Raw genomic sequence first — 24,700 nt, forward strand, 5'->3', positions numbered from 1 at the left:
GTTACCGCTGCGCCGGCCGGAACACGGTCTGCGACTGGCGCTCCACCGGCACGGCGACGCGAGGGTCCTCGATGCTGCCGGGCTGTCCGGACGGCGGCAGTGGGGTAGCAGCACCCATGTAATCGCGCACCAGCTGGTCGATGCTCGGCTCGCTGTCGGGATCCTGGCCCGCCTGTTGCAGGCGGAGATAGCCGTAGCGCTGCTCGGTCAGCTTGCGGCTGTCGGCGGCGCTGCGCAGGATGGTGGGCCGGATGAAGATCATCAGGTTGGTCTTGGTCCGCTGCTTGGCGCGGCTCTTGAAGAGGTTGCCGACCAGCGGGATGTCGCCGAGCAGCGGGATCTTCTCGATGGTGCGCCGCTCGTCGTCCGACAACAGGCCGCCGATCACCGCGATCTGCCCGTCGTCCACCGTCAGCGTGGTCTCCACCTCGCGCTTGTTCAGGATGAGGTCGCTGTTGTCGCTGGAAACCGGGCCGGCGATGGAACTGACCTGCTGGTGCAGGAACAGCTTGATCGAGCCGGAAGAATTCACCTGCGGTCGCACCTCCAGCTGGATGCCGACATTCTCGCGCTGCACCGTGCGAAAGGCGTTGTCGAAATTCTGGCTGAGCGCCTGCCCGGTGGTGATCGGGATCTCCTGCCCGACCAGGAAACGCGTCTGCTGGTTGTCGAGCGTCACCACGTGCGGGACCTGGAGCAGGTTCGACTGGGTGTCGCTCTTCACCGCGTTGATGATCGCGCCGAAGATCGTGTCGCCGATCTGCCCGCCGAACCCGCCGAAGCCGCCGCTGGCACCCAGGATGGACTGGATCGCCGATTGTTGCAGCGAATCCGCGGCGCCGCTCTGCGTGCTGGTGCTGGTGGTGCTGCCGTCGGTGTTCACCGTCGTCGTGGTCGAGGTGTTGAGCTCGGTCGCGCCGATCGCGCCGGCGATCTGGAGGATGTTGGGTGCCGAGTTGCCGAAGGTGGACGCCGCGAACGCGCCGCCCGAAGGCGAGCCGATCAGGAACTGCGCGCCGAGCCGGTTGACCGTCTGGTCGGAAACCTCGGCGACGATCGCCTCCACCAGCACCTGTTCGCGGCGCGTGTCGAGCTGGCGGATCACTTCCGCGAGCTGGCGCTGAACCTCGGCAGGCGCGGCGATGACGATGGCGTTCGCGCCCAGGAAGCGGGTGACCACCGAAGCCGTGCGGCCGCCATCGGAAGTGACGGCGGGCTGGCCGGTGCCGCTGCCGGTCGAAACCGCCTGCGTCGGCGCGGGGGCGGAGGTCGCCTGCGAGAAGCCGGTGTTCGCCTGCCCCCCCGTATTGTTGCCGTTGCCGCCGAAGGCAGAGCCGGAGGACGAGAGCTGGCGTTCCTGCGGCATGGTGGGCTGCTGCCCGACCAGTTGCTGGAGCACGGGCAGCAGCTGCTCCGCATCGGCATTTTCGAGGAAGATGACCTTGATCTCGGTGCCGTCCTTGGCCCGGCGGTCGAGATCCTCGGCGACCGCGGCAAGGCGCGCCACGGTGGACGGGTCACCGCGCAGCGCGACGGAATTGGAGCTGGCGATCGCCACCACGCTCACGCCCGCGCCGGCGCCCTGCGCGCCTCCCTGCTGCCCGCCGCCGCCTGCGCCCGCCAGCGTCTGCAGCGCCGTGGCGATCTCGCGCGCGCCCGCATTCTTCAATGCCACCACGCGCGTGGACGCATTGTCCGTGTCGATCCGGCGCAGCACCTCGCGCACGCGCCGGACGTTGTCGGCAAAATCGACCACCACGATCGAGTTGCCGCCACGATTGGCGGTGACCGATCCTTGCGCGCTCACCAGCGGGCGGACGGTGTCGAGAGCGGATTGCGCGTCGATCGAACGCAGGCGGACGATCTCGGTGACGAACGCATTTCGCTGCGCCCCGCCCACCCCGATGCGGCTCGGCTGCTGTGCCGCATTGTCGATCGGCTGCACGCGGAACGCGCCACCCGATGTCGGCACCGCGACGAGGCCGTTCGCGCGCAGGGTCGACAGGAACACCTCGAGATATTCCGAGCGCGAGAGCGGGCGATCGGTGACCACGGTCACCTTGCCCTGCACCCGGTTGTCGATGATGAAGGTGCGCCCGGTCACCTTCGCCGCGTCCGCGATGAAGGCGCGGATATCCGCGTCGCGAACGTTGAGCGTCGTCTGCGCCGCGAGCGGCGCGGCGAGGGCCAGCGCCACGGCGGGGGCGAGCACGGTCTTGAGAAAGGTCTTGGTCATTGGCCTGTGATCGTGATCGCGAGGGGAAGCGTCTGGTTGCCGCGCTCAACGGTGACGGACAAGGTTCCGCCTCCCGCAAACTCGGTGCCGATGCGGTCGAGGTCGCCCGGCCCGGTGACCGGGCGGCCGCCGATCGCGGTGATGACGTCGCCTTCGCGCAGCCCCGCCCGGCGGAACGCCGCGCCGGAGCCCTGCGGGCGGACGACCAGGCCGGACACCCGCCCGCCGTCGATGCGCGGAATGGCGCCGACCTCGCCGCGCAGTTGCGCGATGCTGCTGCCGCCCGCGGCGGGGGCCGGCGACGGCGGCGTTGCCGCACCACCCGGAGCGGGCGCTCCATCGGCGGGAGCTGGCGCGGGGGCGCCGCTCGATTGATCCAGGAACAGGTCCTCGCTCGCGCCGCCGCGGTCGAGGCTGACATGATCGAACGCCACAGCCTTCAGGCGGACGCCGGGGGCGACCTCCTCGCCGACGGCAAAGCTCTTCTGGATGCCGTCTGCCGCCGCGATGATCGCCGAGCCGCCGCCATTGGCCTCGTCGATCCGGGTGCCGAAGAGCTTCAGCTGAAGCGACGTCACGGTCGCCGGCCCGGCCTGCTGCTGCAGGCGGAAGAAGGGGTCGAAGCCGCGCAACACCGCGCCGGGCAGCGCCGGGCCCGACGGGGCGACAGGCTTCCACCGGCCAAGCGGATCGACCGGGGTGAGGATCGCCCAGATCAGCGCGGCACACTGCCAGGCGAGCACCGCCAGCAGGACGATCTCGGCAAGCGAATAGGGGTTGGTACGCGGCAACCGCCGCAAGAGACGGCGTGCGCGCGCATCGAGTTCCAGGCGCAATCGTGTCTCCCCGCGACGGAATGTCCGCTAAGGCCCGATTGTTACAGGCGGATTGCACGCAGCGGAAGGGGTGGAAATGCGCGCGCCCGTTTGGCAGGCATAGCCGCATGACCACGCAGTTCGGCGCTCCCGCCCGTTTCGGTTCCGGCCTTCTGGCAGAGGAGATGGTCGCCGCCTTGGGCGCGCAGCCCGGGGTGCAGAAGGTGCCCAGCGCCAAGCTGACATTGTTCGTGCGCCGCGCCTTCCTCTCGCGGGACGAATGCGCGGGGCTCGTGGCGCGCATCGACGCGCATCGCCGGCCCTCCACCATCTCCGACCCGAACGGCGACGCAGCGTTCCGGACCAGCGCAACCTGCGACCTGGACGCTGGCGATGCGCTGGTGGCGGCGGTTGACGCCCGCATCGCCTCCTTCACCGGCCTCGACCCGGCATATGGCGAACCGATGCAAGGGCAGCGTTACGCTGTCGGGCAGGAGTTCAAGGGGCATACCGACTATTTCGAGCCGAATGGCGTGGACTATCTCCGCTTCTGCTCGGTCGCCGGCAATCGCACCTGGACGGTCATGATCTACCTCAACGAGCCGGAGGCGGGGGGCGCGACCCGGTTCAAGGCGGTCGACAAGATCGTGCAGCCGGAAACCGGCAAGCTGCTGGCCTGGAACAACCGGCGGACGGACGGCACCCTGAATCCCTCCACGCTCCACCAGGGCATGAAGGTGCGCGCCGGGGTGAAATACGTCATCACCAAGTGGTTTCGCGAGCGCCCCTGGGGCTGACCCACGAAAAAGGGGAGGACGTCGCCGCCCTCCCCTCCATCCCGTCCTAGGTTGAAGCGTCAGAAGGTGACGCTGGCGCCCAGCGAGAACACCCGGCCGAGATTGTACCGGTTGATGAACACCTCGTTGCCGTTGGCGAAGGTCTGGCTCTCGCGATACTTGGTGCGCGTGAGGTTGCGCGCCTCGGCCTTGATCTCGAACCGGCCGCCGAACGCCTCGATGCCCTGCCGCGCCACGAGATCGAGGCGGATCCCCGGATGCTCGACGATGTCGGGCTGGAACCCGTCGCCGGACAGCAAGGACGGGCCGCGGTTGGTCACGCGGTCGCTGGCATAGTTGAACAGCAAGGTCAGCTGCGACAACCGCGCCGTGTCCTCAATGCCGACCTGCACGTTCACCAGATGGTCGGACTGCCCGGTGAGCGGCGCACCGTCGCGGAACTGGGAGAATGCCGGCCCCAACCCCGAACCTGCCGGACAGCTCGGAAGCGTCTGGTTGAGCACGTTCGGCACGCAGGTGGCGTCGGCCGTGATCTCGGACTTGGTATAGGTATAGTTGGCGATCAGCACCGCCCGGCGCGTGGCGAAGAAGTCGCCACCGATCAGGTCGGCCAGGGGGAAATACTTCTGCAACTCCACTTCGGCGCCGTACAGCTTCGCCTTGGGCAGGTTGGTGAAGCCGGTCTGCAAGCGGTCGTCCGAACCGGTATAGAAGCCGACCTGCTCGATCGGATTGTCGATCCGCTTGTAGAAGCCCGCCAGCGTGAAGCGCTGGTCACGACCGAAGAACCACTCGTAGCGGGCCTCGGCATTGTACAGCTTCGAGTCGCGCAGCAGCGGATTGCCGTAGAAGAGACGATCCGAGTCCGGATCGCGGAACAACTGCGGCGCCAATTCGCGGAACTGCGGCCGCGAGATCGTCTTCGACACGCTGGTGCGCAGCTGCATGTCGGGCGCGAAGTTCCACGTCAGCGTGAGAGCCGGCAGCCAATAATCGTTGTTCAACCGCGTGGTCGTCGCGTTCACCGGCGTGACGCGCTCGTCGGCCGTTTCGTAGCGGACACCGGCAACGGCGCGGAAACCGTCCAGCAGCTCCGCCTCGGCCTGCACATAGCCCGCATGGACGTCCAGCGACGCGTCATACAGATAGGCGCTCGCCTGCGTGTTGAACTGCAGCTCGATCGTGCAGGGAGCGGTGTTCGCCGTCTGCGGACACGCATTGTTGATCACGTCCGGGCTCAGCAGGTAATCCGGCCGCAGCAGGTTGTACGGATATTGCGGCGCCGTGCCGCCGCCATTTGACGTCTGATAGTTGAACTGCAGGCGCGAGGACGTACGGTCCGTGCCCTGGTAGAAATAGCCGGCAGAAAGCGTGATCGGCCGACCGGCATCGATCTTGTACGAAGCGTCCGCCTGGCCGGTCCAGAGATCCTCGTTCAGCTCACTGAAGATGATCGACGCGAACGGGCTGAAGCGCTGCGTGACCTGATAGGCACCCGCGCATTGCAGACCGCCGGTCTGGTTCAGCCCGTCGTTGGTGATCGGAAGGCCGTTGGTGGTGGTCGAAGAGCAGAGATAGTCGAACTGGCGCTCGTAGGGAGCGTTGCGCTTCGAATTGGCGTAGGCCCCGCGCACGTCCAGGCTGAAAGCGTCGGTCGGCTTGAACTCGCCGACCAGCTGGCTTTCGATCAGCTGGCGCTCGAACCAGTTGGTGTTCTGCTGGAAGCGCACACCGCTGAAATTGTTGTAGGTGTCGGACGCCGAGCCACGACCCTGTTTCAGCGTGTCGTGGATGTAGACGTTGGTCCAGCGGATCGTGTTCTCGCCGAACTCATACCCCAAGCCGAGCAACGCGTTGGCGACGATGCGGTTGTCGGTGATGAGCGTCTGGAAGCTGTTGCGCAGCGTCCCTTCGGCCGTCACCGTATCCTGCTGCAAGGACGAGCGGGTGCGGAAGGTGTTGCTCGCGCTCAGCGAGGCGATGATGCCGAGCCGGTCGGAACCGAAATCGAACACGGTGCCGCTGCTGATCTCGCCCGACCAGTTGGCCGGCAGCTGGTTGTTGCGCTGGAGCAGCGTCGTGGACGCATTGGACAGCTGGGCCACCTGCGCCGCCGGGATGATGCCGGATCCCTTGGGAGCGTTGCGGATGAAGGACGGAACGTCGCGCGTGCCGTCGTCGAAGCCGATCCAGTCGGCATCGCCGCCATGATAGGTATAGCCGAGCTCGCTGGTGGTCGCATCATCGGCCGAGATGGTCGCGCCGCCCGAAATGAAATTCTTGTCCGGAATCGCCTTGGTCGTGAGATTGATCACGCCGCCGCCGAACTCGCCGGGATAGTTGACCGAGTAGGTCTTCTGGACGAGCGCTGAGCCGACGATCGTCGTCGGGAAGATGTCCAGCGGCACCGAGCGACGCAGCGGCTCCGGGCTGGGGAGCGGCGAGCCGTTCAGCAACGAAGAGGAATAACGATCGCCCAGGCCGCGCACGTAGACGAAGCCGTTACCCACGACCGACAGGCCGGTCACGCGGGTCAGGGCGCCGGCGATATCGCCTTCGCCGGTGCGTGCGATGTCGGCCGTCGAGAGGACGGACACGACCTGCCCGGTCGCTCGCACCGTGTTGGGAATGTTGCGGCCGACCACGACGATGTCCTCGCCGGTGCTGCCCGCACCCGGGGCGGAGATCTCGACCTGGTCCTGCTCCGCGGGCGCCGCCTGGCTGCCTGCGGCCACGCCTGTGGCGGTGTCCGCCTGCGTTCCGGTGGTGGAGGTCTGGGCCGGCGGGGGTGAGCTGGTCGTCGGCGAGGAAGTGCCGCCGGAAACCTGCGCGAGCACGGCCGGTGCCACGAAGTTGGAAGAAAGAAGAAGAAGTGTCGCGAAAGCAAGCCGCTGCTGCATGGCCGTGGTCCCCGGTTCAGTAGGCTTTAACGGGTTGCCGGGGCGGCGCTGCCGCCACCCCGGAACCGAGTGCTGGAGGAAGGGCGAAGCCGCCCGCTCCTCAGCGGCCCTGGCAGGCGAAGTAGACCGAGTTGAACGACGGCGGGCCGAACTCCTGCAGGGCCTGGTCTGCCGGCCGGATCGTCGAGCGATCGGTAGCCGACTTCTCGCCGGCGATCAGGTTGATGCAGGCCACGTTCGCCGGGGTCTTCACGATGCCGTTGACGAACCGCATGTCCGAGCCGCCCCGCTGACGGATCGCGGCCGGCGCCGCCGCCGTCTGGATGAAGGTGAAGTTCGCGAAGGTGGAGAAGGTGCGCGGGAGCAGATCCTCGGCGGCGTTCGAGTCGATCTCGGTCGAGAACGAGTCGTTGGTCGCGCCGCTGACCTTCTGCGCGGCGATGATGAACTGCATGAAGCCGCGATAGCCGTTATCGATATCGAAGCCGTCGTCGTCCGCACCCGTCACCGCGAAGTAGCGGATGTTGGTGGTGCCGCCGAAGATCTCGATGCCGTCGTCGGCCGAGTTGTGGCTCTGCACGTGATCGATCGTCGTGCCCGAGCCGGTGCCGCCCAGCGTCAGGCCCTGCAGCTCGTTGCCGTCGGCCAGCGCCACGCCGGTGAAGCGGATCTGCACGTACTGGAAGTTGCCGCTGTTGTCGGCCGCGTTCGGGCCGCCATAGGGACGGCCGGTCGACAGGCCCTCGATGTTGAGCTGGCAGGTGGTGCTGGTGCCGTTCGCATTGTTCGGGCCGGTGCCCGCGGCGCAGACCGCGGTGGGTGCGCGGCCGAGGAGGATCACGCCGCCCCACTGGCCCTGCGTGCCCTCGCCGACATTGCCCGACGTCAGGTTCTGCTGCGAGGTGAAGATGATCGGCTCGCTGGCGGTGCCGACCGCGTTGACGCGCGAACCGCGATTGATGACCAGAACGTCCGTGGTCGGCTCAGAGCTGTCGGCCGCGATCGTCACGCCCGGCGCGATCGTCAGCGTGACGCCGCTGTCCGCACCCGTCGTGCCGACATCGTTGCCGACCACCGTCTCGCCGCGCAGGCGATAGACCACGCCCTGGATGCGCGGCAGGGTCAGGCTGGAGGTGATGAGCTGCGGCAGGCGACACACGCGGAACGTCTGCACCAGAGCGTCTTCCGCGATGGTCCCGGTCGGGCAGGCCGCCGCCGAACCGCCGGTGCCGATCGCGGGCACCGCCGCGCAGGAGGCCGAAGTTCCGCCGAAATTGGCCGAGCTCGAGTTGCAGGTCCAGCCCTGGAAGGCATTGTCGTTCGGGCCGCTCAGCGCGCCGACATAGCTGGTCGCGGTGAAGAAGCTGTCGATGCTCGTCGGGTTGCTGGCAGTTGCCAGCGATGCGGTGCCGACCGGCGCGATGCCGTTGATGGCCGAGCCCGTGCCGTTCACGTTGTTGTTGGTGCCGGCATTCACGATCGCCAGCTGCTCGTCGGCGGTGATGGTGATGCCGCTCTGCGTGGTGGCCTGAGCAAACTGCGCCGCGGTGATCGGGCTCGGGGTCGGCGTGCCGGTGGGGGCCGGCGTCGGCGTCGGCGCCGGCTGCACGATCGTTACGCTGCCCGCGCCCGGCGAGGCGACGTCGTCGGCGCCGCCGCACGCGCTCAGCGCGAGGCTGGCCGTGGTCGCCAGAAGGAAAGAACCGTAGCGCGTGAAGGTCGCCATGTGGAATGCTCCCAGGTCGATGGTCGTTGTTGTGACATTTGGGCATGTGCGCCCAAGATCGACCAGGCACCCCCTTGCCGATCACGAGCCGCGGGTAGGCGCGGGACATGACGGCCGTGTGCAACCTGAGAGACAGAAACGTTACAGATGCGAGACGTTCGTGTGACGCCGGGCGGTGGCCATCGGCTCAGTCCAGGGTGAGTACCACCTTTCCGCGCGGGTGGCCGTCACGCGCGAAGCGGTAGGCGGCATCAAACTCCTCGATGGGGAAGCTACGAGCGACCTCCACCCGCAGTGTGCCTGCCTCCAGCAGTTTGGCGATCTCGCCCAGTTGCGCCGCATTGGGCTCGGCATGCCAGCGCGGGGGCACGCGCACGCCATGCTCGGCGGCGGCCTGTTCGTCCGGCTCCAGCGTGGACACCAGGCAACCGCCTGGCCGGATGCAGCCAAAGGAGCGGGCCTGTGTTTCGCCGCCCTGGGTGTCGAAGACGAGATCGAGCTCCGTCGCGACATCCTCGAATCTCTCGTTCTTGTAGTCGATAACGGTGTCCGCGCCGATCGAGCGCACGTAATCGAGGTCGTCGGTACCGGCGGTGGCGAACACGGTTGCGCCTTTCCACCGCGCGATCTGCACCGCAAGGTGGCCGACTCCGCCCGCGGCGCCATGGATCAGCACGCGCTGGCCGGCCTGCAATCCGCCATGGACCAGCAATCCCTGCCAGGCGGTCATGGCGGCCAGCGGAATGGCGGCGGCGCTCTCGAAATCCATGTTCCCGGGCATGGCGACAAGCTCCGTCGCGCGCACCACCACATAGTCGCTCTGTGCCCCGCGGTCCTGGCCGATAAAGGCGAACACCCGGTCGCCATGGCTCAGCATGTTGTGGGCGCGCGTGCCGACCGCCTCGATCGTGCCGGCCAGATCGCGGCCGAGGGCGAAGGGCAGCTGGTCCGCCGGCTTGGGTGGATATTGTCCCGCCGCGATCTTCCAGTCGACCGGATTGATGCTGGCGGCACGCACCCGGACGAGCACCTCGTCGTCGACGGGCTGAGGCACAGGACGATCCTGCAAGTGCAGCACGTCGAGGTCGCCGAACCGTTCCAGCCAGATCGTGCGCGCGGCGTCACGCTCGGGTCGCTCGCCTTCGGTGATGGGAAGGGTGTCCGGATCGGTCATGGCGTTCACTCCTGTCGTTGCGGCGAGAACGACCGGGCTGCCGGAGCGATCCCGCGCGCGCAGGACAGGAAAAAGCCCGCCGAGGCATGACGCCTGGCGGGCCGATCCATGGTGGGCGCGACAGGGATTGAACCTGTGACCCCACCCGTGTGAAGGGTGTGCTCTACCGCTGAGCTACGCGCCCGATGCCCTGCGCCGATGGTGCGGGGCGAAACCGGAAGCGGGCCTTTAGGCGGCGGTTCGCCGCCTGTCCAGCCCAAGGTTGCAATTAATTGACCGAGTCCTTCAGTCCCTTGCCCGCCTTGAACTTCGGCTGGCTCGACGCCTTGATGGTCATCGGCTCCCCGGTGCGCGGGTTGCGGCCGGTGGACGCCTTGCGCTTGGAAACGGTGAAGGTGCCGAAGCCAACGAGACGAACCTCGTCCCCCTTCTTCAGGGCGGCGGAAATGGTGTCGAACACGGCCTCCACGGCCTTCACGGCGTCACCCTTGGCGATGCCTGCCGTATCGGCGACAGCGCCGATCAGCTCCTGCTTGTTCATGCCGGAAAACCCCCGTTCTGGTACAATACGAATCGCTGACGGCCCATGGCCGGACGGTCAGTAAAGGCGCGCGGCGGAAGGGCTGTCAAAAGCTAATTGCCCGACAGCCCCGCCGCCTCTGCCTCAATCTGGGTTAAGGCCCTGCGCGCCAAAGGTTATCAGTGGTGCAGTTCGCCGCCGATCGCCGCCACGCCGGCCGGCGGCGTGGCCGCCAGTTCGTCCGCTTCCGTCCAGTCGATCGGCGTGAGCGGCCCTGCAAGCGCCAGGCGCAGCACCTCGTCGACATGCGTCACGGGCACGATCTTGAGACCCTGAACGATGTTGGCGGGAATTTCCGCCAGATCCTTCTCGTTCTCCTGCGGGATCAGCACGGTGGTGATGCCGCCGCGCAGCGCCGCCAGCAGCTTCTCCTTGAGGCCGCCGATCGGCAGCACCCGGCCGCGCAGCGTCACTTCGCCGGTCATCGCCACGTCCTTGCGCACCGGCACGCCGGTGAGCGTCGAGACGATCGAGGTGACCATGCCGATGCCCGCGGACGGCCCGTCCTTGGGCGTCGCGCCTTCGGGCAGGTGGATGTGCACGTCCTTGCGCTGGAAGATGCTCGGCTTGATGCCATAGCTGGGCGAGCGCGCCTTGATGAAGCTGAAGGCGGTCTCGATCGATTCCTTCATCACGTCGCCCAGCTTGCCCGTCACCTTCGCCGCGCCCTTGCCGGGCACGGTGACCGACTCGATGGTCAGCAACTCGCCGCCGACTTCGGTCCAGGCGAGGCCGGTAACGGCGCCGATCTGGTCCTCCTCCTCGGACAGGCCATGCCGGAACTTCTTCACGCCGGCGAACTCGGCAAGGTTGTCGGGCGTGATCGTCACGCTCTGCACCTTGCCTTCGAGAATCTGGCGCAGCGCCTTGCGGGCGAGCTTGGCGATCTCGCGCTCCAGCGTGCGCACGCCGGCCTCGCGGGTATAGCCCTGCACCAACGCACGCAGACCTTCTGTGGTGAGCGTGAACTCGCCCGCCTTCAGGCCGTGCGCGTCGATCTGCTTGGCGATCAGATGCCGCTCGGCGATCTCGACCTTCTCGTCCTCGGTATACCCCTCAAGCCGAATGATCTCCATGCGGTCGAGCAGCGGCTGCGGCAGGTTCAGCGAGTTGGCCGTGCACACGAACATCACGTCCGACAGATCGATGTCGATCTCGAGGTAATGGTCGTTGAACTTGGCGTTCTGCTCCGGATCCAGCACCTCGAGCAGCGCCGAGGCGGGGTCGCCGCGGAAGTCCTGGCCGAGCTTGTCGATCTCGTCGAGCAGGAACAGCGGATTGCTGGCGCCCGCCTTTTTGAGGTTCGTCACCACCTTGCCCGGCAGCGAGCCGATATAGGTGCGCCGATGCCCGCGGATCTCGGCTTCGTCGCGCACGCCGCCGAGGGACTGTCGGATAAACTCGCGGCCGGTCGCCTTAGCGATCGACTTGCCCAGCGACGTCTTGCCCACGCCGGGCGGGCCGACGAGGCACAGGATCGGCCCCTTCAGCTTGTTGGTGCGCGCCTGCACCGCGAGGTACTCGACGATGCGGTCCTTCACCTTGTCCAGCGCATAATGATCCTCGTTGAGGATCGTCTCGGCGGCGACCAGATCGCGCTTGATCTTGCTTTTCTTGCCCCAGGGCAGGCCCAGCAGCACGTCCAGATAGTTGCGCACCACCGTTGCCTCGGCGCTCATCGGCGCCATGGTCTTCAGCTTTTTCAGCTCCGCAGTCGCCTTGGTGCGCGCTTCCTTGGAAAGCTTGAGCGTGGCGATCTTCTGCGTCAGCTCGGCGATCTCGTCGCCGTCGCCTTCGTCGTCGCTGTTGCCCAGCTCGCGCTGGATCGCCTTCAGCTGCTCGTTGAGGTAATATTCGCGCTGCGTCTTTTCCATCTGACGCTTCACGCGGCTCTTGATCTTCTTCTCGACCTGCAGAACCCCGAGCTCGCCCTCCATGAAGGCGAACACCATCTCCAGCCGCTTGGCGGCGTCCTGCTCGACCAGCAACGTCTGCTTGTCGGACACCTTGATCGACAGGTTGGCCGCGATCGCATCGGCAAGCCGCGAGGCTTCCTCGATCTCGCCGAGCTGCACGGCGGTTTCGGCCGGCAGCTTGCGGTTGAGCTTGGCATAGTTCTCGAACTGGTCGACGACCGAGCGCATCAGCGCCGACAGCTCGTTGGAGCCGACCGGATCGGCCTCGTCCACGCGCGAGACCTCGGCGACCAGGTGGCCATCCGCCGCTTCCAGCTTCTCCAGCGTGGCGCGCTGCTTGCCCTCGACCAGCACGCGCACGGTACCGTCCGGCAGCTTCAGCAGCTGGAGAACGGTGGCGGTGACGCCGATCTCGTACAGGTCGTCGCGGGCAGGATCGTCCTCGGCCGGATCGAGCTGCGCGACGAGGAAGATCTCCTTGTCGGCGTTCATCGCCGCTTCCAGCGCGGACACGGACTTGTCCCGTCCGACGAACAGCGGCACGATCATGTGCGGGAAGACGACGATGTCGCGCAGCGGCAGCACAGGGTAGGTCTGGTTCATGCTTACTCCGGTGGCGCCAAACACAGGCGCCTGTCGCACCCTATATGGGGAGGGTGGACGATCCATCAATCGGACGCAACCTTTTGCCCCCTTCCCGCTCTTGCGCAGCCGCGGCGATTGATGTCCTAGTGCGACCAAACACCGGGTCAGAAACAAGAAGGGGGACCATGATCAATCGCCTGCTGCTCGCCGCCGCGAGCCTCGTCGCGCTGACCGCTGCCGCACCGCCCGAAAAGGGCATGCCCCCACTTACCCCGCAGACGACCAGCTCGGGCGGCCCCCTCGACCCGGACCAGAAGAAGGTCCGCTTCGACACCGGTGATCTGTCGATCGAGGTGCTGCCGGCGACGCAGTCGATCGCGGGCAAGGCGGTGCTGAACTTCACCGCGCTCGCTCCGGTCAAGCGGCTGGTGATCGACCTCGATCGCAACCTGCCGATCTCGGCGGTGTCCATCGACGGCAAGCCCCTGCCTCGTTCCGCCTGGTCGAACCCGGAGGGCCGCGCCAGCATCGCCCTGCCGCGCACGGTTGGCACCGGCCAGAAGGTGGCGGCCACCATCACCTATGGCGGCACCCCGCACGTCGCGGTGCGTGCGCCCTGGGATGGCGGCTTTGTCTGGAGCCAGACCAAGGACGGCCAGCCCTGGGTCGCGACAGCCGTGCAGATGGAAGGCTGCGACCTGTTCTGGCCGTGCATCGACTATCCCACCTACGAGCCGCAGCAGCTCGACATCCACCTGACCGTGCCCAAGGGCGTGAAGGGCATCTCCAACGGCGTGCTCCAGGGCACGACGACGCTGGCGGACGGGCGCACCACCTGGAACTGGCGGGTCAAGCACCCGACGCTCTACGGCGTGGCGCTGAACGTCGGCCCGTACGAGGAGATCAGCGGCACCTACAAGAGCCGCTTCGGCAACTCGATCCCGATGTACTATTGGTATCTGCCTGGCGAGAAGGCGCAGGCGGAAGGGCTGTTCGCCGAGTTCGCGCCGACGCTCGACTTCTTCGAATCCATGATCGGCCCCTATCCCTTCGGCGACCAGAAGCTCGGTGTGGTGGAAACGCCGCACAAGGGCATGGAGCACATGACGATCAATGCGTACGGCAACAATTACGCCAAGACGCCGAACGGCTTTGACGACCTGTTCCAGCATGAATTCGCGCACGAGTTTTTCGGCAACCAGCTGACCGCCAGCAATTGGGACGATTTCTGGCTGCACGAGGGCCCCGGCAGCTACATGCAGCCGCTCTACGGCCAGTGGCGCGAAGGTGACGCACGCTACATCTCGATGATGCTGGCGGGACGTCCGGGCATCCGCAACGAGACGCCGATCGTGATGGGCAAGCCGCAATCGGCCGAGGACGTCTACAATGACAAGGGCGGCCGCGGCGGCGACATCTACCAGAAGGGTTCGTGGACACTCCACACCCTGCGCGGGCTGATCGGCGACGAGGCGTTCTTCAAGTCGTTGCGCCTCGCCATCTATGGCCGCGACGATCCGAAGCCGGGCAATTTTCAGCCGATCTATCGCACCACGCCCGAATACATCGCCTATGTGAACCAGGTGACGGGCCGCAACTATCAGTGGTTCTTCGACGTCTACCTCTACGAGGCGGCGCTGCCGCAACTCGTCCAGACCCGCACCGGCGGCACGCTGACGCTGCAGTGGAAGACGCCCAGGAACAAGCCCTTCCCCATGCCGGTGGAGGTCTCCGTCGACGGGAAGGTGACCACCTTGGCGATGACCGGGGGCAAGGACACGCTGGCCGTGGCGCCAACCGCGCATGTGGTGCTCGATCCCAGCATGAAGATCCTGCGCCAGTCCGATCAGGTCGATGCGTTCCAGGCATGGCGTGCATCGCAGATGGGAGCGGCCAAGTGATCCGCGCCGCGCTTCTCGCCACCGCGGCGCTTGCGGCGTCGGCCACTGCGCAGACCCTGCCGAAAAAGGGCGAGCCGGCGATCAGCAAGCAGACCCAGCGCTCGGGCGGGCCCATCAACCCTGATCAGGCGAAGCTGCAATTCGACAGCGCCGACCTGAAGTTCGAGGTGCTGCCCGAGCGGCAGGTGCTGAACGGCATCGCCACGCTCGCCTTCACTGCAAAGGCGCGGCTCACGCGGCTGGTGATCGACCTCGACAAGAATATCGCCCCGTCCGCCGTGGCGATCGACGGCAAGCCCCTGCCCCGCACCGCCTTTCGCGATCCGGACGGTCAGCTCACGGTCGACCTGCCGCGGCCGGTCGCGGCCGGGCAGAAGGTCATCGCCACCATCACCTATGGCGGGCAGCCGCATGTCGCGGTGCGCGCGCCCTGGGACGACGGAATGGTCTGGTCCAAGACGCCGGACGGCCGCACCTGGTTCGCCACCACGGCCGAGGGCTATGGCTGCGACCTGTTCTGGCCCTGCCTCGATTTCCCGACCGGGGAGCCCGGCCGCGTGACCCTGCACATCACCGTGCCCAAGGGGCTGAAGGCGCCCTCCAACGGCAAGCTGCTGGGCGTCGATACGCTTCCGGACGGGCGCACCACCTGGAACTGGTCGATCCGCCAGCCCAACACCTACGGCATCGCGCTGAACGTCGGCCCGTATGAAGAGATCAGCGGGACGTACAAGAGCCGCTTCGGCAACACGATCCCGATGTTCTACTGGTATCTGCCGGGCGAAAAGGAGAAGGCGGAGGCCCTGTTCGCGGAGTTCGCGCCGACGCTCGACTTCTTCGAAACCCAGATCGGCCCCTATCCCTTTGGCGACGAGAAGCTCGGCGTGGTGGAAACCCCGCACAAGGGCATGGAGCACCAGACGATCAACGCCTACGGCAACGAATATGCCAAGGCGCCGGAAGGCTTCGACTGGCTGTTTCAGCACGAATTCAGCCACGAATATTTCGGCAACCAGCTCACCGCCGCCAACTGGGACGATTACTGGCTGCACGAAGGCTATGGCCAGTACATGCAGCCGTTCTACGGCCTTTGGCGCGAAGGCACCATGCGCTATGACGCGATGATGGCCAGCCAGCGCGAGGCCATCATGAACAAGCAGCCGATCGTCTCCGGCAAGGTACGCACCGAGGAAGAGGTCTACGAGCTCGAACTCGGCGGACCGGGGCAGGACATCTACAACAAGGGATCGTGGGTGATGCACACCTTCCGCAACCTTGTCGGCGATCAGGCCTTCCTCGATATCACCCGGCTGGCCGTTTACGGCCGTGCCGATCCCAAGCCGGGCAACTTCGCGCCGCGTTTCGGCTCCACCGCGGAATATGAAGGCTTCGTGCGGCAGGTGACCGGGCGCGACTATCGCTGGTTCTTCGACGTGTACCTCCGCCAGGCGGCGTTGCCGGAACTCACGCAGACGCGTAGCGGCGGCACGCTGTCGCTGGCGTGGAAGACGCCCGCCAACCTGCCGTTCCCCATGCCCGTGGAGGTGTCGGTGGACGGCAAGGTCACGACGCTGGCGATGACCGGCGGCAAGGACAGCCTGGCCGTGGCGCCGGGGGCGCACGTGCTCCTTGATCCAGCCGGCAAGATCCTGAAGCGTTCGCTGGCGAACGAGGCGTCGCAGCAGTGGCGCGCCGAGCAGATGGCCCGCCGGACCGCAGGGCGGCAATAGGCGCGCGGGTGTTCCGCCCGGCGCCCGTCGGCCTGCCCGGGCTTGCGGCCCTGGCGCTCGGCTTTTTCCTCTTCCTGCTCGCGCTGTTCGCGGCCCGCCGGCGCGCCCTTGGCGGCCCGACGGCCATGGAGGCACGCCGGAGCAATCGCTCGTGGGCGGGGATCGCGCTGCAGGCGATGGCAATCGGCACGGTCGCGATCGGCCCCGTCCGGGTGGGGCTGGACCCGCTGTCCGGGCCTTCCCTGCTTCGGGCGGGGACGGTTCTGCTGCTGATGCTGGGCGCGACGGGTCTTTTCCATGCCGCCTCTCGCGCCATGGGACGGAACTGGAGCATCGTGGCGCGGACCCGCACCGACCACCAGTTGGTCCAGTGCGGTCCCTTCGCCCATGTCCGCCACCCGATCTACGTCGCGTTGTTTCTGCTGCTCCCGGCTTTCGCCCTTGCCTATGGGCATGAGCGCGCGCTGGCCATCGGCGTGCCGCTTTATTGCATCGGCACGCTCCTGCGGGTGCGGCACGAGGAACGGCTGCTGCGAGCGCAATTCGGCGGCGCCTACGATCTCTATGCCGGCAGGGTGAAGCGCTTCGTTCCCGGCTGGTTCTGAGCAGCGGGGCGTGGCTCAGACCCGCAGGCGGTAGCCGATCCCCTGCTCGTTGCCGATCAGGCTGCCGATCGCGCCGGGCGACTCCAGCTTCTGGCGCAGGTTGCGGACGACGATCCGCAGATATTCGATGCGCGGGTCGTGTCCGCCCCAAACCCGTTGCAGGATGTGCCGGTGCGTGACGACGCGGCCGGCATGTTCCGCCAGCAGGGCCAGCACCTCGTATTCCTTGCGCGTGAGGTGCACGTCCTCGCCATCGCGGCGGACGGCATGGGTGGTCAGGTCGATCGCGACCCCGCCGGACTGCACGATCGTTGCCGTGCTGCCGTCGCGGCGGCGCAATGCCACGCGCAGCCGGGCAAGCAACTCCTCGCTGTCGAACGGCTTGGTTACATAATCGTCGGCCCCCAGGTCCAGCGCCGCCACCTTGTCGTCCGTGCGGTCCCGGGCCGAAACGATCAACAGGGCGACCGCCGGCTTGCGCGCAATCACGGGCACCAGTTCCAGGCCATCGCGTCCGGGCAGCCCCAGGTCGAGGAGCACCGCATCGGGCCGGTCCTGTTCCATCGCCGCCAGCGCCTGCCGCGCGTCGCCCGCCTCGATCACCTCGTATCGGGCGCGTTCCAGCGTCTGGCGAAGCAGTCGCCGGATCGAGGGTTCGTCATCGACGATCAGCACCCGCGCCATCAAGCCTTCCTTTTCGCCTCCGCCCTGCCCCGAGCCACCGCCCCGCCGCTGGCGGCCGGGAGCGCTTTGGCGATCGCGCCAGGCTTGGCAAGCCCCGCCACGTTCGCCGCAGCGGGCAGCGCGCAGCAAAACGTGTCTCTTCATCCACTTGCCCGCGCCAGCCCTTCCCCCACCGCCAACCCCTTGCTACAGGCCCCCTCGACTCTCGTATTTTCGCAACGTCGGGGGTCCGCCAGGCGTCTTCCCGCGCGGCTTTCCGCCGCCTCCCCGCGACGGCGCTTCTCGGGCCTCCCAGGGAAGGACAGATATGACCGCCATCGGACAGGACACCTTGAACGCGCGCGCGACGCTTACCGCGGGCGGCAAGTCGTTCGACTATTTCTCGCTCGCCAAGGCGGCGGAAAAGTATGGCGACATCTCGCGGCTGCCCTTTTCCATGCGCGTGCTGCTGGAGAACATGCTGCGTTTCGAGGACGGCGTCACCGTCACCGCCGACGACATCCAGGCGATCGTCGACTGGCAGCAGGAGCGTCGCTCGGATCGCGAGATCCAGTATCGCCCGGCGCGCGTGCTGATGCAGGATTTCACCGGCGTGCCCTGCGTGGTGGATCTCGCCGCGATGCGCGACGCCATCACCAAGCTCGGCGGCGATGCGGCCAAGATCAACCCGCTCGTCCCCGTGCACCTCGTCATCGATCACTCGGTGATGGTGGACGAGTTCGGCACGCCCAAGGCGTTCCAGGACAATGTGGACCTGGAATATCAGCGCAATTCGGAGCGCTACGAGTTCCTGAAATGGGGCAGCAAGGCGCTCGACAACTTCAAGGTCGTGCCGCCGGGCACCGGCATCTGCCACCAGGTGAACCTGGAATATATCGGCCGCGGCGTGTGGTCGTCGGAAGGTCCTGACGGCAGGGCGATCGCCTATCCGGACACGCTGGTCGGCACGGACAGCCACACCACCATGGTCAACGGCATGGGCGTGCTCGGCTGGGGCGTGGGCGGCATCGAGGCGGAGGCCGCGATGCTCGGCCAGCCGGTGTCGATGCTCATCCCCGAGGTCGTCGGCTTCAAGCTGACGGGCGCGCTCAAGGAGGGCATCACCGCCACCGATCTGGTGCTCACCGTCACGCAGATGCTGCGCGCCAAGGGCGTGGTCGGCCGTTTCGTGGAGTTCTACGGCCCCGGCCTGTCCTCCATGACGCTCGCCGACCGTGCGACCATCGCCAACATGGCGCCGGAATATGGCGCCACCTGCGGCTTCTTCCCGATCGACGACAAGACGATGGAATATCTCCGTCTCACCGCGCGTCCTGACGAGGACATCGCGCTGGTCGAGGCGTATGCCAAGGCCAACGGCTTCTGGCGCGAGGAGGACGCGGTCGATCCCGTGTTCACCGACACGCTGGAACTCGACATGTCGACGGTGGTGCCGTCGCTCGCCGGCCCGAAGCGGCCGCAGGACAAGGTCTCGCTCACCAAGGTGGACGAGGTGTTCAACGGCGACCTCACCAAGATCTACCAGAAGGAAGGCGCCGAGCGCGCCGCCGTTGCCGGCCGCGACCATGACATCGGCGACGGTGACGTGGTGATCGCGGCGATCACCTCCTGCACCAACACCTCCAACCCCTCCGTGCTCGTCGCCGCCGGCCTCGTCGCCCGCAAGGCGCGTGAGCGGGGCCTGTCGCCCAAGCCGTGGGTGAAGACCTCGCTGGCTCCCGGTTCGCAGGTCGTCACCGATTATCTCAACAAGGCCGGCCTCACCGAGGATCTCGATGCCATCGGCTTCAACCTCGTCGGCTATGGCTGCACCACCTGCATCGGCAATTCCGGGCCGCTCGCCGCGCCGATCTCGGAGGCGATCAACGCCAACGACATCGTCGCCGCCTCGGTCCTGTCGGGCAACCGCAACTTCGAGGGCCGCGTCTCGCCGGACGTGCGCGCGAACTTCCTCGCCTCGCCGCCGCTGGTGGTGGCCTATGCTCTGAAGGGCACCGTCACCACCGACATGGTCGAGACGCCGATCGGCACCGGTTCTGACGGCCAGGACGTGTTCCTGCGCGACATCTGGCCGACCAACCAGGAGGTCGCGGACCTCATGGCCGCCAACATCGACGACGACATGTTCCGCTCGCGCTACGGCAACGTCTATGCCGGTGACGAGAAGTGGTCGGCGATCGACGTCGCGGGCTCGGATACCTACACCTGGCGCGCCGGCTCCACCTATGTCGCCAACCCGCCCTATTTCGAGGGCATGACCATGACGCCGAACCCGGTGACGGACATCATCGATGCCCGCCCGCTAGCGATCCTGGGCGACTCGATCACCACCGACCACATCAGCCCGGCGGGCTCGATCAAGGCGGACAGCCCGGCCGGCAAGTATCTGCAGGAGCATCAGGTCAGCCGGGCCGACTTCAACAGCTACGGCGCGCGCCGCGGCAACCATGAAGTGATGATGCGCGGCACCTTCGCCAACATCCGCATCAAGAACGAGATGGTGCCGGGCGTCGAAGGCGGCATGTCGAAGTACAATGGCGAGATCATGCCGATCTACGACGCTGCCATGGCCTACAAGGCCGAGGGCACGCCGCTGGTCGTGGTCGCCGGCAAGGAATACGGCACCGGTTCCTCGCGCGACTGGGCGGCGAAGGGCACCAACCTGCTCGGCGTGCGCGCTGTCATCACCGAGAGCTTCGAGCGCATCCACCGCTCCAACCTCGTCGGCATGGGCGTGCTGCCGCTCCAGTTCGCCGACGGCGTGACCCGCCAGACGCTGGGCCTGGACGGTTCGGAGACCTTCACCATCACCAATGTGGCCGGCCTGCGCCCGCGCCAGGAAGTGGAAGTGAAGCTCACCCGCGCCGATGGCTCCAGCGAGACGTTCAAGACCCGTTGCCGGATCGATACCGTCAACGAGCTGGAATATTTCCTGAACGGCGGCATCCTGCAGTACGTGCTGCGCAAGCTTGCCGCGTAAGCTCCGGCATCGTTGCTGACAGACAGGCCGGCTCCGCTAACAAGCGGGGCCGGCCTTGTTTTTGTCTGGACGCCGGTAGGTAGCCACCGGGCAGCCGAAGTGCCGTGTTCAGCAATCGCCTTCACGGATTGCGGCGATCTCATAGGTGGCGTCGCCCCGCCTGGCACTGCCGAGATCGCGCCAATGCCGCTGCTTGCTCACCTCCAGGCGGTCCCTGGTATAGCTGCCCTGCAATTCGCCGGTGCGATACCCGTCACCCCACCCGCAGCGTTGCCGGCCGCTCACCTGGCCGTTTCCGGCCTTCACCTGCCAGTTGCATTCCTTGGGCAGCAGAACGTTCGCGCCGAACGCCCGCTGGGGCTCCAGCGCGCGGGAGAAGCCTGCATCGCTTTGGTTTGGCGGGATGCACCGCTTCCACTTCTGGCCGTAGGGGCCGGCCGGCTTCTGGCCATAGCCTTGCCCCCAGCTGATCTCCGTGAAAGACCACAATCCGGCACGCAATACGCTTCTGCGCGCGGTGACCACCACGTCGTCCTTCTCCGCCTCCACCGCGGCACGAGCGCCGCCCGGAGCCGCAGGGGGTTCGGGAACGTCGAACAAGCTTTCCGGGTCGGCACCTTCTCCGCTTTCCAGCGTAGCGATCCGGTTGTTCACGCAGCGCATCGCGCGCTCGCGGCCGGTCTCGCCGGCGGCGAGGCAGGAGCGCACCAGTGCACACATGGTGCGATCCACCAGCGGCACCCCGCTCGATGCGGTCACATCACAACGGCGCAGGTGCGATCCCTGAGCGTAGAAGGTGATCTTCACCGTCCGCAACTGCCTGCCGATGACCACGACATCCTCGGCCGGGGCGGCCGTCTCCTGCGCAGGTGCCAGAGCGGCCGCCGCGACCGACATACCGACGAGCATCGATGCCGCGCAGGCCGCCAGACGCATGCCGGTCCCTCTTCCGGTCGGCGGCGCTCAGACCCGTGCCCGGCCGCGGGCGTAGAGGAAGTACACCGCCAGTCCGATCGCATTCCACGCGAAGAAGGCGATCTGGGTCACCGCCTGCAGGCTCGTGAAGAGGTACAGGCAGCCGACGATGGCAAGCGGCGCCACCAGCCAGGCAAGCGGCGTGCGGAACGGCCGGTGCGCCCCGGGCTCGCGCCGACGCGACACCAGGACACAGGCCGCCACCGCCACGAACGCGCACAGCGTGCCGGCATTGGCCAGGCTGGCGATGACGTCCAGCGGCGTGACCGCGGCCAGGACGGAGACGAGCACCGCCGTCACCGCGGTGATCCGCGCGGGCGTTCCCCGCTTCGACAGCCGCGTCAGCGCCGGCGGCAGGAAGCCGTCGCGCGCCATGACCAGGAAGATGCGGCTCTGGCCGTACAGGAAGCCCAGGATCACCGTCGGCAGCGCGATTGCGGCGGCAGCGGCGACGATCGTCGCCACACTTCCTTGCCCGATCTCGCGCAGGATCAGGGCCAGCGGCTCGGTGCTGTTGGAAAAGCGGCTGAAATGCAGGGCGCCGATCGCCGCGGCGGCCACCACCATGTAGATCACCGTGCATGCCACCATCGACCCGACGATGCCGATCGCAAGGTCGCGCTCCGGCCGCTTCACTTCTTCGGCCGCCGTCGAGATCGCGTCAAAGCCATAGAAGGCGAAGAAGATGATCGCCGCCGCGGCCATCACCCCGCTCTTCACCACCGCGCCCGAGTTCGGATCGCAATGCAGGTTGCCGCTGCCATAGCCGAACGGCGCGAACGGGTGGAGGTTGGCGGCGTCGAAATGCGGCAGCGCCACCGCGACGAACAGCACCAAAGTCACGATCTTCAGCACCACCAGCGCCGAGTTGATACGCGCGCTTTCCCGCGTGCCCAGGGACAGCAGCCCGGCCACCACCGCGATGATGAACACCGCCGGCAGGTTGATCCCGAACGCGGCCTCGCGCACCGCCCCGGTGCACGCGCGCCCGGCGAGCACCGGCCCATGGGTCAGCGCATCGGGAAGGACGATGCCCATGCCTTTCAGGAAGCCGGTGGCATAGCCGGACCAGCCGACGGCCACGGTGGCCACCACCAGCGAATATTCGAGGATCAGCGACCAGCCCACGACCCAGGCGATCACTTCGCCCAGCACGGCGTAGCTATAGGTATAGGCGCTGCCCGAGGCCGGAATGCTGGTCGCCATCTCGGCATAGCAGAGCGCGGCGCAGACGCAGATCGCGCCGGCCACCACGAAGCTCAGCAGCACCGCGGGCCCGGCACGATCCGCGCCGACGCCGATCAGGGTGAGGATGCCGGTGCCGACGATCGCGCCCACGCCCAGGGCGACGAGATGCGGCCAGCCGAGAGTGCGCGCCAGTTGTTGGCCCGCCGGCTGCGCCTCGATCGTCTTGCGCCTCAGCAATCCCTTGTTCACGCGTGCCCTCCCTTGTGCGGGCACGTTCCTACCGGAAGGGACGCCCCGTTGGGAAGGGCGCGCCGCGTCGGCTGGAAACCAGGGCGGTCCGGTCGGGGGCGGCGCAGCGCTGCACCGCACCGGGCCAGCGATCCATGAAGCTTCTCGCCACGCCATTGGTCCAGCCGAACCCGTCCTGCGTGGCATATTCGCCACCGCCGCCCGCGCGGCGTTCGACCACGTCATATTTCTCCAGCAAGCGCCCGCTTGCGCAATATTCGCGCGAGACGGTGGACAGCCATGCCGTGGCGATCCGCGCTGCGGGTTTGGCCATCCGGTAGCGGCCGAGCCCCTCCACCGCCACCCACTGCAACGGCGCCCAGCCGTTCGGGGCATCCCATTGCTGCCCGGTCCGCTCCATCGTTGTCGCAAGCCCGCCCGTCCCGATCAGCGGCTTCATGGCGGCGGCCGTGGCCTTTGCCCGCGCCGGGTCCGCTGCGCCCACGAACAGCGGAAAGGCCATGGCGGCGGTCCGCGCCGCCGAAGGTTGCCGGGCGTCGATGTCATAGTCCGCGTAGAAGCCGGCAGGACTCCACAGGTAGCGCCCGATGGCGCGTTGCCGGGCGGCAGCCCGCGCCCGGAACTCGCGCACGCACGGATCGTCCGCCAACGTCCGGCAATTGGCGGCGATCGCCTGCTCCATCCCGAACATCAGGCTGTTGAGGTCCACCGGCAGAAAACGGGTCGTGCGGATCGTGCCGAGCGTGCGCCCGTCTCCCAGCCACCGCGAGGAGAAATCCCAGCCGCTTTCCGCCGCCGCGCGCAGGTCGCGCCACAACTCCGGTGCCGCGCGCTGCGGGGTGGCGCGAGCGAGCGCGACATCCTCCCGCCAGCTCTCGTCGCGCGGCGCCGGCCGATCGTCCCAATAGCGGTTCAGCACCGCGCCGTCAGGCAGGCGCACGACCCGCCGGCTCGCACCGCCCACCGGCATCCCGGCCTCGCCCGCCATCCAGAACCGATGTTCCGCACGCAACCCGTCATTGCGCCGCTTCAGGGCCGTGCGATCGGACGAAAGCTGCACCATCAGGTAGAAGACGGGTGGTTGCGAGCGACTGAGATAATAGCTGCGCGTGCCGTTCGGGATGCGGCCATAGCGATCAATCAGGCTGGCGAAGTCGTCGATCATCGCCTCCACCATGTCCTGCCGGCCGTCGCGCCTGAGGCCGAGCATGGTGAAGTAGCTGTCCCAGTAATAGAGCTCCCGGAATCGCCCGCCCGGAACGACGAACGGCTTCGGGAGCGGCAGGGCCGTGCCGCCGTCCGGCACCTCCGTCACCCGGCGCGTCAGCTGCGGCCACAAGGCGGCGATATGTTGTGGTAGAGGCAGGCGACGAAGTTCCGGAGGCGGGGCGGACACGGATTGCGGCACGTCGAAGTTCGCCAGCACGAAGGCGCGCAGGCCTTGATCGGACCAGCTACGCCCGCGCCACTCGGCAAGGATCCTTGCCGCCGGCCCCCGCGGCACCGCATCGGCAAAGGTCTTCGAATCGGGAAACAGCGCGCGCTCCTGCACGGCGGCGAACAGGCCGGGGAAGCGCTCGGAAGGGGGCAGCTCCCGGGGCGGCAGATCGGCCGCAAGCAGGCCCGGCCATGCCACCGCCGCCGTCCATCGCCACATCC

At 67.3% G+C, this 24,700-nt stretch carries 16 protein-coding genes and 1 tRNA gene; 5 read left to right on the forward strand and 12 right to left on the reverse strand.

Annotated features, from left to right (window positions below):
- Position 1: 1 nt before the first annotated feature.
- Positions 2–2,236, reverse strand: a complete 2,235-nt coding sequence (gene gspD, locus DVW87_RS07690; protein WP_114687226.1) for a type II secretion system secretin GspD — start codon at positions 2,234–2,236, stop codon at positions 2–4.
- The gene (locus tag DVW87_RS07695; RefSeq protein ID WP_114687227.1) at positions 2,233–3,072 is read right to left on the reverse strand and encodes a type II secretion system protein N; all 840 of its coding nucleotides are present in this window, start codon (positions 3,070–3,072) and stop codon (positions 2,233–2,235) included. Before DVW87_RS07695 ends, gspD begins: the two co-directional genes overlap by 4 nt.
- Positions 3,073–3,236: 164 nt before the next feature.
- On the opposite strand from DVW87_RS07695, the gene DVW87_RS07700 reads away from it, so the two are divergent.
- Positions 3,237–3,848, forward strand: a complete 612-nt coding sequence (locus DVW87_RS07700; RefSeq protein WP_239017884.1) for a prolyl hydroxylase family protein — start codon at positions 3,237–3,239, stop codon at positions 3,846–3,848.
- Positions 3,849–3,907: 59 nt separating this feature from the next.
- Here DVW87_RS07700 and DVW87_RS07705 read toward each other — a convergent pair whose 3' ends face one another.
- The 6 genes from DVW87_RS07705 to lon form a co-directional block, all read right to left on the reverse strand.
- Positions 3,908–6,748 carry a TonB-dependent receptor domain-containing protein gene (locus DVW87_RS07705; RefSeq protein ID WP_114687229.1) on the reverse strand — a complete coding sequence of 947 codons (2,841 nt, stop codon included), beginning with the start codon at positions 6,746–6,748 and terminating at the stop codon, positions 3,908–3,910.
- A 100-nt stretch (positions 6,749–6,848) separates the two neighbouring features.
- Positions 6,849–8,474 carry a hypothetical protein gene (locus DVW87_RS07710; RefSeq protein ID WP_114687230.1) on the reverse strand — a complete coding sequence of 542 codons (1,626 nt, stop codon included), beginning with the start codon at positions 8,472–8,474 and terminating at the stop codon, positions 6,849–6,851.
- A gap of 187 nt (positions 8,475–8,661) precedes the next feature.
- Positions 8,662–9,648, reverse strand: coding sequence for an NADP-dependent oxidoreductase (locus DVW87_RS07715; RefSeq protein WP_114687231.1), 987 nt, complete (start codon positions 9,646–9,648; stop codon positions 8,662–8,664).
- 109 nt (positions 9,649–9,757) lie between these two features.
- Positions 9,758–9,832: transfer RNA gene (locus tag DVW87_RS07720), tRNA-Val, on the reverse strand.
- A gap of 84 nt (positions 9,833–9,916) precedes the next feature.
- Positions 9,917–10,189, reverse strand: coding sequence for an HU family DNA-binding protein (locus DVW87_RS07725; protein ID WP_114687232.1), 273 nt, complete (start codon positions 10,187–10,189; stop codon positions 9,917–9,919).
- 158 nt (positions 10,190–10,347) lie between these two features.
- On the reverse strand, positions 10,348–12,747 hold the full coding sequence (gene lon, locus DVW87_RS07730) for an endopeptidase La (protein ID WP_114687233.1): 2,400 nt from the start codon (positions 12,745–12,747) through the stop codon (positions 10,348–10,350).
- A gap of 167 nt (positions 12,748–12,914) precedes the next feature.
- On the opposite strand from lon, the gene DVW87_RS07735 reads away from it, so the two are divergent.
- The 3 genes from DVW87_RS07735 to DVW87_RS07745 are packed head-to-tail and all read left to right on the forward strand — an operon-like array spanning position 12,915 to position 16,965.
- Entirely contained in the window at positions 12,915–14,630 is a 1,716-nt protein-coding gene (locus DVW87_RS07735) for a M1 family metallopeptidase (protein WP_114687234.1), read from the forward strand.
- Positions 14,630–16,360, forward strand: a complete 1,731-nt coding sequence (locus DVW87_RS07740) for a M1 family metallopeptidase (RefSeq protein ID WP_239017885.1) — start codon at positions 14,630–14,632, stop codon at positions 16,358–16,360. The genes DVW87_RS07735 and DVW87_RS07740 overlap by 1 nt, the downstream gene beginning before the upstream one ends.
- Positions 16,361–16,368: 8 nt before the next feature.
- The gene (locus DVW87_RS07745; protein ID WP_181814769.1) at positions 16,369–16,965 is read left to right on the forward strand and encodes a methyltransferase family protein; all 597 of its coding nucleotides are present in this window, start codon (positions 16,369–16,371) and stop codon (positions 16,963–16,965) included.
- Positions 16,966–16,980: 15 nt separating this feature from the next.
- Here DVW87_RS07745 and DVW87_RS07750 read toward each other — a convergent pair whose 3' ends face one another.
- A complete protein-coding gene (locus DVW87_RS07750; protein ID WP_114687236.1) occupies positions 16,981–17,649 on the reverse strand; it encodes a response regulator transcription factor in 669 nt (222 codons plus the stop codon).
- A 307-nt stretch (positions 17,650–17,956) separates the two neighbouring features.
- On the opposite strand from DVW87_RS07750, the gene acnA reads away from it, so the two are divergent.
- Complete coding sequence (gene acnA / locus DVW87_RS07755) at positions 17,957–20,629, forward strand: aconitate hydratase AcnA (protein ID WP_114687237.1); 2,673 nt, start codon at positions 17,957–17,959, stop codon at positions 20,627–20,629.
- A gap of 108 nt (positions 20,630–20,737) precedes the next feature.
- On the opposite strand, the gene DVW87_RS07760 is transcribed toward acnA, so the two are convergent.
- Genes DVW87_RS07760 through treF form a run of 3 tightly spaced genes read right to left on the reverse strand, consistent with a single transcriptional unit; the run spans position 20,738 to position 24,698 of the window.
- Entirely contained in the window at positions 20,738–21,565 is an 828-nt protein-coding gene (locus DVW87_RS07760; protein WP_147276232.1) for a hypothetical protein, read from the reverse strand.
- A 27-nt stretch (positions 21,566–21,592) separates the two neighbouring features.
- Positions 21,593–23,041, reverse strand: coding sequence for an amino acid permease (locus DVW87_RS07765; protein ID WP_181814842.1), 1,449 nt, complete (start codon positions 23,039–23,041; stop codon positions 21,593–21,595).
- A gap of 28 nt (positions 23,042–23,069) precedes the next feature.
- Entirely contained in the window at positions 23,070–24,698 is a 1,629-nt protein-coding gene (gene treF, locus DVW87_RS07770) for an alpha,alpha-trehalase TreF (protein WP_114687240.1), read from the reverse strand.
- Between the last annotated feature and the right edge of the window lie 2 nt (positions 24,699–24,700).

Source organism: Sphingomonas aracearum (assembly GCF_003345355.1).
Taxonomy (GTDB): domain Bacteria; phylum Pseudomonadota; class Alphaproteobacteria; order Sphingomonadales; family Sphingomonadaceae; genus Sphingomonas; species Sphingomonas aracearum.

Excerpts from the sequence above, each read along its gene's own strand:
- lon (WP_114687233.1), bottom strand. The coding sequence starts at position 12,747 with ATGAACCAGACCTACCCTGTGCTGCCGCTGCGCGACATCGTCGTCTTC.
- DVW87_RS07700 (WP_239017884.1), top strand. The coding sequence starts at position 3,237 with ATGGTCGCCGCCTTGGGCGCGCAGCCCGGGGTGCAGAAGGTGCCCAGC.
- DVW87_RS07750 (WP_114687236.1), bottom strand. The coding sequence starts at position 17,649 with ATGGCGCGGGTGCTGATCGTCGATGACGAACCCTCGATCCGGCGACTG.
- treF (WP_114687240.1), bottom strand. The coding sequence starts at position 24,698 with ATGTGGCGATGGACGGCGGCGGTGGCATGGCCGGGCCTGCTTGCGGCC.
- gspD (WP_114687226.1), bottom strand. The coding sequence starts at position 2,236 with ATGACCAAGACCTTTCTCAAGACCGTGCTCGCCCCCGCCGTGGCGCTG.
- acnA (WP_114687237.1), top strand. The coding sequence starts at position 17,957 with ATGACCGCCATCGGACAGGACACCTTGAACGCGCGCGCGACGCTTACC.
- DVW87_RS07725 (WP_114687232.1), bottom strand. The coding sequence starts at position 10,189 with ATGAACAAGCAGGAGCTGATCGGCGCTGTCGCCGATACGGCAGGCATC.
- DVW87_RS07710 (WP_114687230.1), bottom strand. The coding sequence starts at position 8,474 with ATGGCGACCTTCACGCGCTACGGTTCTTTCCTTCTGGCGACCACGGCC.
- DVW87_RS07705 (WP_114687229.1), bottom strand. The coding sequence starts at position 6,748 with ATGCAGCAGCGGCTTGCTTTCGCGACACTTCTTCTTCTTTCTTCCAAC.
- DVW87_RS07735 (WP_114687234.1), top strand. The coding sequence starts at position 12,915 with ATGATCAATCGCCTGCTGCTCGCCGCCGCGAGCCTCGTCGCGCTGACC.
- DVW87_RS07715 (WP_114687231.1), bottom strand. The coding sequence starts at position 9,648 with ATGACCGATCCGGACACCCTTCCCATCACCGAAGGCGAGCGACCCGAG.
- DVW87_RS07760 (WP_147276232.1), bottom strand. The coding sequence starts at position 21,565 with ATGCGTCTGGCGGCCTGCGCGGCATCGATGCTCGTCGGTATGTCGGTC.